7 protein-coding genes are annotated in these 9,269 nt (G+C 60.3%); all 7 read right to left on the bottom strand.

Going from position 1 to position 9,269, the window contains the following annotated elements; translation table 11 throughout:
* On the bottom strand, window positions 1-2,633 hold a 2,633-nt coding region (gene tssH / locus IBX51_RS13245), incomplete at its 3' end, for a type VI secretion system ATPase TssH (RefSeq protein WP_291831758.1).
* Window positions 2,599-3,420: a type IVB secretion system protein IcmH/DotU gene (icmH, locus tag IBX51_RS13240; protein ID WP_291831757.1), complete on the bottom strand. Its 822-nt coding sequence runs from the start codon at window positions 3,418-3,420 to the stop codon at window positions 2,599-2,601. The genes icmH and tssH, both read right to left, overlap by 35 nt.
* Before the next feature lie 3 nt (window positions 3,421-3,423).
* On the bottom strand, window positions 3,424-4,758 hold the full coding sequence (gene tssK / locus IBX51_RS13235) for a type VI secretion system baseplate subunit TssK (RefSeq protein ID WP_291831756.1): 1,335 nt from the start codon (window positions 4,756-4,758) through the stop codon (window positions 3,424-3,426).
* Window positions 4,758-5,291: a type VI secretion system lipoprotein TssJ gene (gene tssJ / locus IBX51_RS13230; protein WP_291831755.1), complete on the bottom strand. Its 534-nt coding sequence runs from the start codon at window positions 5,289-5,291 to the stop codon at window positions 4,758-4,760. The genes tssK and tssJ overlap by 1 nt, the downstream gene beginning before the upstream one ends.
* Complete coding sequence (gene tagH, locus IBX51_RS13225; RefSeq protein ID WP_291831754.1) at window positions 5,288-6,613, bottom strand: type VI secretion system-associated FHA domain protein TagH; 1,326 nt, start codon at window positions 6,611-6,613, stop codon at window positions 5,288-5,290. Before tagH ends, tssJ begins: the two co-directional genes overlap by 4 nt.
* A 17-nt stretch (window positions 6,614-6,630) precedes the next feature.
* A complete protein-coding gene (tssG, locus tag IBX51_RS13220; protein ID WP_291831753.1) occupies window positions 6,631-7,647 on the bottom strand; it encodes a type VI secretion system baseplate subunit TssG in 1,017 nt (338 codons plus the stop codon).
* Window positions 7,611-9,269: type VI secretion system baseplate subunit TssF (tssF, locus tag IBX51_RS13215; RefSeq protein WP_291831752.1), on the bottom strand; the 1,659-nt coding region annotated here is incomplete at its 5' end. The genes tssG and tssF, both read right to left, overlap by 37 nt.

The following is a 9,269-nucleotide window of genomic DNA, read 5'->3' as shown; positions in this document are numbered from 1 at the left end:
ACCGGCTCCCTTGCCGCCAGTTTTTCCAGCAGCGCCAGGGACACCGGTGGCAATAGTTCGCCTTCGATGATCGATTCCAGCATCCGTGCGCCGTTTTCACTTCGGGTGGCGCGGCTGCGGATGGCTTCTACCAGGCCGTCTTCCAGCTCCACGTCGGTGTGGTAACGGGCTTTGATCTGGTCGGCCAGGCGCTGGAGTTTGTCGCCGACGATTCGGTTGAGGGTGTCTTCGCCCAGCGGCAAATAGGGCACCACTTCCATTCGAGCCAGCAACGCGGGTTTGAAGAAGTTGGCCAGTTCCGGGTACAGGGCTTCTTCGATCTTTTCCGGTGCTTCGGCGTGGTTGACGATGGTCTGGTAGCCGAGGTTGGAGGTGAGGAAGAAGACGACGTTTTTGCAGTCGATCAACCGGCCTTCGCCGTCCGCCAGTTCGCCTTTGTCGAAGGCCTGGTAGAACAGGTTAAGGACTTCCGGGTGGGCTTTTTCGACTTCGTCGAGCAGGACCACGGAATAGGGTTTCTGGCGGATGGCTTCGGTGAGGATGCCACCTTCGCCAAAGCCGACATAGCCTGGAGGTGAGCCGATCAGGCGGGAGACGGTGTGTTTCTCCTGGTATTCAGACATGTTGATGGTGGTGAGGAACTGGCGGCCGCCGTAAAGCAGTTCGGCCAGTTGCACCACGGTTTCGGTTTTGCCGACGCCGCTGGGGCCCACCAGCAGGAAGGCGCCCATGGGGCGGCCGGGGCGGCGCAGGTCGGCGCGGGCGGTGAGCAGGTGCTGGTGCAGGCAGTCGATGGCGGTGTCCTGGCCTTTGATGTGGGCCTGCAGGTACGCCGGCAAGTGGGTGATTTTCTCCAGCTCGTCGGTGGTCATGCGATTGACAGGAATGCCGGTCCAGTCGGCGATGACTTCGGCCACCTGACGGGCGTCGACGCGGGCATGGACCAGGGGTTCGTCGGCCTGGAGTTCGGCCAGCTCCTGTTCAATAGCGCCGGCTTCACTTTTCAGGTCCGGGCGTTCTTCGTGATCGCTCTCGGCCAACTCAACAGCGGCGTCAGCGGTGGTTTCGGCTTCGACATCACCCAGCAACAGCTGTTCGCGGATGCCGACCAGCCGGGCCACCAGGTCGCGCTGGTCGTTCCAGCTTTGTTCCAGGGCTTCGGCTTCGGCGGTCAGGTCGGCAATCCGTTGTTCAAGTTCCTGTTCACGCTGGGCATCCACGCTCTGGCCGAGGGTGTGTTCCCGGCTCAGCAGTTGCTGTTCCATGGCCAGTTGGTGCAATTCGCTGCGCACGTGGCTGAGACGGCGTGGCGGTGTGCTCAGATTCAGGCTGACCCGGGCGCAGGCGGTGTCTAGCACGTCGATGGCTTTATCCGGCAGCTGGCGGCCGGCCAGATAGCGGGCAGACATTTCCGCGGCGGCTTTCAGGGCACTGTCGGCGACCAGGACCTGATGGGCTTTTTCGTAGACGGTGCGCAGGCCACGGAGGATGTGGACGGCTTCGCCCGGTGTCGGCTCATCCAGCGCGACCGGCTGGAAGCGGCGGCTGAGAGCCGGGTCTTTCTCGAAGTATTTCTTGTACTCGCGCCAAGTGGTCGCTGCGATAGTACGAAGCTCGCCCCGGGCCAAAGCAGGCTTCAGCAGGTTGGCAGCATCGGAGCCGCCTTCGCTGTTGCCGGCACCGATCAGGGTGTGGGCTTCGTCGATGAACAGGATGATTGGCGTAACAGAGCCTTTAACGGCTTCGATCACGCCCTTCAGGCGCTTCTCGAACTCGCCTTTGACAGAAGCTCCGGCCTGCAAGGCGCCCATATCCAGGGTCCAGAGTTCGACGGTTTTCAGGCGGTCCGGTACGTCGCCATTCACAATACGAAGGGCCAGGCCTTCCACCAGGGCGCTTTTGCCCACGCCGGCGTCACCCACCACAATGGGGTTGTTCTTGCGACGGCGGCAAAGGATGTCGATCATCTGGTCGATTTCGGCATCGCGGCATACCACCGGGTCCAGTTTTTCTTCCCGTGCCAGTTTGGTGAAGTCGGTGGCGTAGCGCTTGAGCGGGTCCATGTCCGTCTCAGCTACCGGTTTGCCGGCACCGTTCTCGGCCAGTTGCGGGCGTTCGGCCGAGCCTTCGGTCACCCGTTCGAACTGCTTGCGTAGCTGCTCCCGGTTGATGTCTACCAGCGCCTGAGCCACCCGAGGCATCAGGTAACGGTCGGCGTTCATCAGCAGGGCCAGCAACACAGCACCGGAGCGCAGTTCGGTATGGCCCAGTTCGGCCGAGGCCAGTAGCCAGGCGTCCTGTAACAGCTCGACCAGCAGCGGTGAGAACGACGGATAGGGCTCGGCGCTTTGCGCTTCGCCATTCAGGCTGTCGCCCACCAGCGGTTGCAGGTGCTGGTGGTTGATGCCGGTGTGTTCCAGGATCTGACGCACATCGGAAAACGGCGTTTCCAGCAACTTGAACAGCAGATGGGCCGGAGTGATCTCGGCGCCCTGTCGGCTGATGCATAAGGCGGCGGAGGCTTCCAGAGCCTGGCGAGAAATGGTGTTGAGGCGCCCGATCAGCGCCGGCAGTTCTACCCGAATCACAGTGATATCCTTATTTCGGTAGTTGGTCCAGTACGCTGAGCACATCCCTGATGCGTTCGTTCAGCGCGACGTTATAGAGGTGGAATATTCCGGCCGTGGCCAGTACAAACAGGCCGCCGATACCCCACAGGGGCAAGCCACTGCGCAGGCGGTTGCGCGCCGGCGCGACGTTTTCGGAGGCGTCGGCCAGCGGCTGCCGGTCGCGGTCGCCGCGCAGGTTGCGCAGTTGCTCGTACAGGCCGCGAACAATCTGATCGTATTCGTCCCGGCCGTTTTCCATCACCTTGTAGCGGCCCTCAAAACCCAGGCACAGGCACAGGTGGATGAAGCCCAGCATGTCGCGGTAGCGATCCGGTTCCTTTTCCATGCGGGCGAGGATGGCAAAAACCTTTTCGCCACCCCAGGTTTCGTTGTGGAAGCGCGACAGCAGCGAATGCTGGGACCAGACACTGTGGGCACCCCAGTCGGTACCCAGCACCGCCTCGTCAATGAAGGCGCACAAGACGTAGCGATAGGCCACCACGGTCGGGCGCTCATAGCCCTGTTCGACCAGCTCGCGGTCGATGGCGGCGACTTCGTCCACCACCTGCTGGTACAGGTTTTCCACGTCCCGGAAGTCCGCCAGCCGGCGCACCCGGATCACCAAACCCAGCAGCGGCGTGGCGGCGTCGATCAGGCGGTTTGCTTCCAGCCCCCGGAGCTGGAAACCGGCGTTGTCGAATTCGCTTCGGGAGCCGCCGTGGCCGGCGTCCGCAAACAGTAGGTCACTGAAGGCATGATCACCCGAATCCCTGGTGTTGCCTGGTCTGTCCATTACCGGTGCATTTGCCATGATTTAGTTCCTGATTGCCCAGAATTGCATTTCCAGCCCCGGGTAGCTGCCCGCCACGTGGAAGGCAAAGCCACTGGCGTTGTCGAGCATTTGCCAGGCCTGGCTCTGGTCGTCCAGCCGGAAGTACACAAAACCGGCGTGATACGGCAGTTGGCGCGGGGCCACCGGCAGTGCCGACAACGGAATACCCGGCAACTGCAGGCTGATGAGGTCTCGAATCTTCTCCACCGACGCCACTTTGCACTGCTGGGTAAACTGCTTGCGCAGGTCGTCCAGCGGCATGTCGGCTTTCACCGCCAGGATGAACTCAGAATCCTTGATGATCTGGCCGTCTTGCACTGGCGCCACGGTCAAGCCGTACTGGCGCTGCTGCAGAGTGATCGACAACGCACGGGGCTCCAGCACGGTGCTCAGCGCCTGACGCAGCACTTGCATCAACGGGCTGAAGCAGCCTTCCGGCAGATCGTGATCGTAGGGCGTAAATTCCTTCGGCATCCGGCTTTCGTCGGTAAAGGTCACCAACTCACCGCAAAGCTCCAGCAACGCCTCGTACAGGCGCTCCGGATGCAACTGGCGCAATCGAGCCAGGTGCATAAATTTTGGATGCGCCCGGTTCAGCATCTGAAGCAGCATGAAGTCGGAAACGTCAGCAACACTGCCCTGCCCCGGCGCACCGACACGCTCGGCAATGTTGCGGGCCCGTTCCTGCATCAGTCCGGCCATCTCCCCGACAAACCGCTGCAAACGCGGCGCAGAGCGCACGCTCAGCATGGTCGGCAGAAAATTTGGGTCCATCACCAGACTGCCATCCGGGCGTTTTTCCAGAATCCGGCCGATGGCCAGGGCCGCATAGGCGCTGCGATCGTCCCGCTCCAGCATCAGGCGCGGTGCGACCCGGCCTACGTCGATGTTGTGGGCGTCACCGTCAATGGAGTGCAGATCGCGAATTTCCATGGTCTGGGCACGAAACCGTCCCGCCACCGGGGCATCCGGCCACTCCACCTCGGCCAGGGTGTCGCTGCCCAGCGGCAACGCCAGATACACCACCTGGTTGGCCACCGACGCATCGGTGATTTCCAGGGGCTCCGGCATCACATCATCCTGGGGCAGGTTGAAGCGAGTGCCATCGGGAAACAATCCGGACGCCCGCACCAGCCCCACTCGACCAAAGCTCAGATACTCGGCGTTCAGCTCTAGGTCACTGAAGCCATAAAGGTAATCCGAGACCGCCAGCGCCCGTTCATTAATCTGGTGTTCGAGATAACGTTGTTGTTGCTGGAAGTGCTGGGGTTTGATGAACAGCCCGTCGCTCCAGACAACTCGATTGGTGGCTGTCATCAGGTATCTTCCGAACGTCTGAGTTGCACTTCACGGTCACGCAGGTTAACCAGCAGATGGTAGGTATCGCCGACGGGATCTACCTTGACCACTTTCTTCCACTGCGACAGATTAGGGTAAGCGTAAAAGGCGATCACACCGATAAACCGGGTATCTTTGCTGATTTCAAACGGCTCGACGTACTTGAACTGGCCTGGTACCAGTGTGTAATCGCTGTGATCGACATAGTTGCGGCCCAGAGAGCCTTTCAGGTTATTCAACAGCTGGTCAAAGTCGCCGGCCATCAGCAGGGAGCTATCCCGCAGTTCGATAATCTGATAAGCGATGGGCGTCGGTGCCAGCGATTCGTTCGGGTTCACGTCTGGCTCCGCCAGCATGGTCAGGGCTACGCGGCTGGGCAGATCTTCCGGATAACCCACCGGGATTGACGGGTCCCACAGTACCTTGGCGGTTTTGGTGACCGCGTTATACGGGGTGCTGCACCCCATGATCAGCATGACAATAGCCAGCAAGCTCCATTTGCAGTACTTCATGAAAGGCTCTCCCTCTGTAGTTGGCGCAAGTGTTGGTCGTAAGCCTGATCAAATACCTCCTGAAAGAGGCGTTCGAAGCCTTGCTGACGACTGGATCTGAGTTCCTGGTAGTAGTGTTGGTACATGTTCCAGGCCCAACGGCCTTCGTCTTCATTGTCTTGCAGGCCACGGCGATAGCCGTGGAAGCGGCGCAGAAGGGCTTCCGGTGAGAAGGCAAAAAGAATGGCTTCCAGTGCTTCCCGAATGGCGGCCTGTGTCGCCTGCTGATGGTGGTTCAGACTTTCGAGACTCTCCCGAACCGCAGCCGGGGCAGAAAGGTGCACTGGGCTGCGTTCGGCGGCGAACAAGGTCTGGATGGTCCCGGCGTAATCGTCACCCAACCGCAGCGGGTTATCCTCGATCGGCTGCAGGCGAGTGCGCAGTGCGCGATGGCGAGAATCCTCGCCCAGATGCAAAGCAAGCAGCCCCTGCACCGTTGCCTGCAAGGTCTCGCCGGCTTCTTCAAGAAACAACTGCATGTCGTCGCTGTCAGCAAATTCGACGTCTGCACCCAGGCCACGCATTAATGGTGCGCCGCTGATGTGCTGACGGCTGGCATCCCTTGCCGGGGTTTTGGTGTCTGACATTCCGTGTCGCTCCTGTATCTGATGTTCGTTGTTCCGGGCATTCCGATTGACCGGCAGGCCCATGGCCACATCCCGATTTTCCCGGTACTCATCACTGACGTTTGCCGAGCGGGCAAACCAGGCTTTGTCACTGGCCAGCAGTTCCGGGGTATCGTCTCGGGGTTCGCTGCCGATCTGCTGCCAGGGTGCCAGCGGGTCGTCGCTGACCCGTTCGCTGGCCGGCACTTTCAGGCCTTCCAGTGGCTCTCGTCCTTCGGGCACCGACCGGCGTGAACTGGAGCGCAGCAAATCGCCTTCCTCCATATCCACCAGCCGGCGGTCCTGGCCTGAATCATCATCCAGCTCCGAGCGATCGACCGTCTCGTCGTTCAGCTCCGCCCGCATCCGATAGCGACCGATGGTCAGTGTGTCGCCGTGGTTCAGACGAGCTCGCCGACCCCGACCGACCGGCTGACTGCTACTGTTAATGTAGGTTCTGCCACTGCGGTCAATCAGGCAGAAGCCGCCATCCAGATAACGCACTTCGGCGTGGCCCGCAACGGCGCCCGTGCGGTGCGGCGACAATCGCCAGGTATCATTGGCAGCAGTGCCGATGGAGCCACCGGAGATGCTGAACCGATGCTCGATACTGGCACCGCCGCCGGTTTCGGTCGGGTTAATGATGACCAGCTTAAGCGCTGTTGTTTGATGTCCCACGTTTTTGGCTCCTTGCCTTAACGTCTTATCTGGATTCGCACCGCTGGGCGCTCACGAGCCCGCTCGGGTGTTACAAATGAATTCCAGCCCAGGCGCACATCCTCACCCAGTTGTATGGGACGGATATCCTTGGGCCGCATCTGCAGCTCCAGGTCATAGGCCAGCTGCTCCCGGGTACTGAACTCCACCAGCTTCACCAGGCGCTCGTGATCGCGACCATTGGGCAGAAAGTCGGCAAATCTCTGACGACTCAGGTTGTGCAGGCGCAGAATGAACTTGCCGCTGCGGTCCCGGATGCTTGAACCTGTCAGCGTATCCTGACCAAGACTGGCGTTGGCCTGGCCCAGACGGGTTTGCTGATCTTCCGCAATGGCGACCTTGCGCAGCACCCACTGCTCAATGCTGACGTCTTCCAGATCAAAGCAATGCGCGACAATACCGCTGACCACTTCCGGTGACCGGCTGCGCCCCGCCATCTGGCCAGCGTAGGCCAGCATCTTGGACCAGTTGACCGGTGTTGCGTCTCGCAGACGGCTGTCACCCAGACCCACCAGGGAAAACACCAGCTCGGAAAAGCCGTCGCTGGCTCCTGGCTGAAACCGCACGTAGTACCGGTACTTGCGCCAAGCCCGGTGGAACAGGGTGACCAACCGGTGGTTGAAAAAATCCAGAAAATGCCGGCGCACCCCCAAGTTCTGGCCCGCCTCCCAGGCCAGGTCTTCCAGGTAATAACCCGGTAACGGCGACTGGGAACCGTGCAATCCCAGAAAGCTCACTTCCATCTGATAAGGCGCATGCTCGTGCTCCGGCGAATACGCCGACACCACATCACTGCCGGGAAAGCCGAGCCCGGCCGACGCCGAAAACCGGATACGCTCTTGCTGCGGCTCGCTATTGCCAGTGTTTTCCAGATCGTCACCGTGATGCCGATGAATCAAGTCCACCAACTGAAAAAAACTGTATCGCCGCGCGTTGCCGAGAACGGGTTCCAGCCCGGCTACATCAGCGGCTGCTGACCTTGCTGTAACGTCCATGTGTAGCGTTCCTGATTCTCTGTGTTGACCACTTCCAGCTGGTGAAAGGCATTAATACTGGCGTAGAGCGCAAAAAACCGGCTCAGCACGGTACCGAACAGGTAAAGATCGCCTTCGCTGCCAAAATTTTGTTGATCCAACTTCAACACCGAACGAATACCTCGCACCGGCAATCCGCGGACCATCCGGTCCACTGGCTGGGTGGTGATGTCGCTGATGCCCGCTAGCCGCTTTTGCGACACTCGCTCTGCCTGGCGATCCACCAGTGCCCGGAAGTCATACACCCGCAGTACCGTGCGTAGCGCATCTACATCCAGCATCGACAGGTAGTTCAAGGACAAATTGGAGATCAGTGTCCACAGCAGACTGCCATCCAGAGTCGGACGCAAGGTCGCGGTTGGCCGGGTTATGTTGCTGAACGAGGCAAACGCCGGCGTGGTTTCCGTCGCCATGCAGATTTCGCCGACCGCCAGCTGCTGGGGCAGCTGGCGATTGGTGCAGGTAAGGGTCAGCGAGACCGCTTCCTGCCGGCTCATGCATTCGGATTCGTCACCGCGCACAAAGGATATATAGTGATCAAAACCATCCCCCCTCACGCTCTCGCGGGTGCGAACCCGGTAGTACAGAGCAGCACGGCCACGATCTCGTTCTACTTCGTGCTGAAAGCTCTCGAAGGCGGTGTACAGGCGCGGCTCACCGCGCCCGGAACGGCCTTCGAGCCAGCCTTCAACCTGTTCAATGCTGAACACTTCAAAGTGCTCCGGACAACGACTGGACGGTGAAATACGGTATTCCGTCTGCCGACCATTCAGGTCTACCGGTTCGCCTTCGTGATGAAACAGGTTTACCGCCGGCGTGCAGTAAAGTTGCATGGAGTCCCGCGTTACCCGGGCATCCGGTGGCAGTATCCGGCTGAAGTGAAAGCGCAGGCTGACTTCATCGGCCTGCACCGCCGGCAGTCGGGATTTCAGGCCACCAATATCGATAAACCGGAAAGCTTCCGGAAAACTCAGGTATTCCTGAATAATCCGGTATCCGGCGTAGGCGTTCTTCGGGTACGGAAGAATAGCTTCGTCGGTGGCAAATCCCACCGGCTGCAACAGCGATGACGGCAAACTGTAGACGTTGCCGCCTATCACCAGCTCCATGCGGCTGAGGTAATGGTTCAGCCAAAGATACAGGGTTTCTGCGGTGTGATTATCGCCACCCAGGTAAAAGCGCAGGCTATCGAGACCCAGGCTGTTCAGTGGCTGGTCGGTATGCAGAGCGAGATCCACGGTCACTGAGGAGACTTCCCGGGAATGCTCGGCATGGGCATCGGCCACGCTGACCGGAAAGATGTCCACGGCCCGGCAGGTTCGGAACCGGCACTGGGTTTGCCGACTGGGCTCGCCCAAGGGTCGGCTTTTAATTTCGGTGTGGCGCTCTACCGTCTGGCGCTCACTGATCGCATGCAATTGCGGGTCAAAGCGCATGATGGTGCAGCTGGGCACAGGCCGCAGGTAGTTGGGCCAGAGCATGTTGAGCAGGGAGTGTGTCAGCTCCGGGAATTCGTCTTCGACTTTTTCACGGAGTTTGCCGGTCAGGAAGGCAAAGCCTTCCAGCAGCCGCTCCACATCGGG

Source organism: Marinobacter sp., from assembly GCF_014859525.1.
Lineage (GTDB): Bacteria > Pseudomonadota > Gammaproteobacteria > Pseudomonadales > Oleiphilaceae > Marinobacter.
This window is presented reverse-complemented; position numbering and strand designations above follow the sequence as displayed.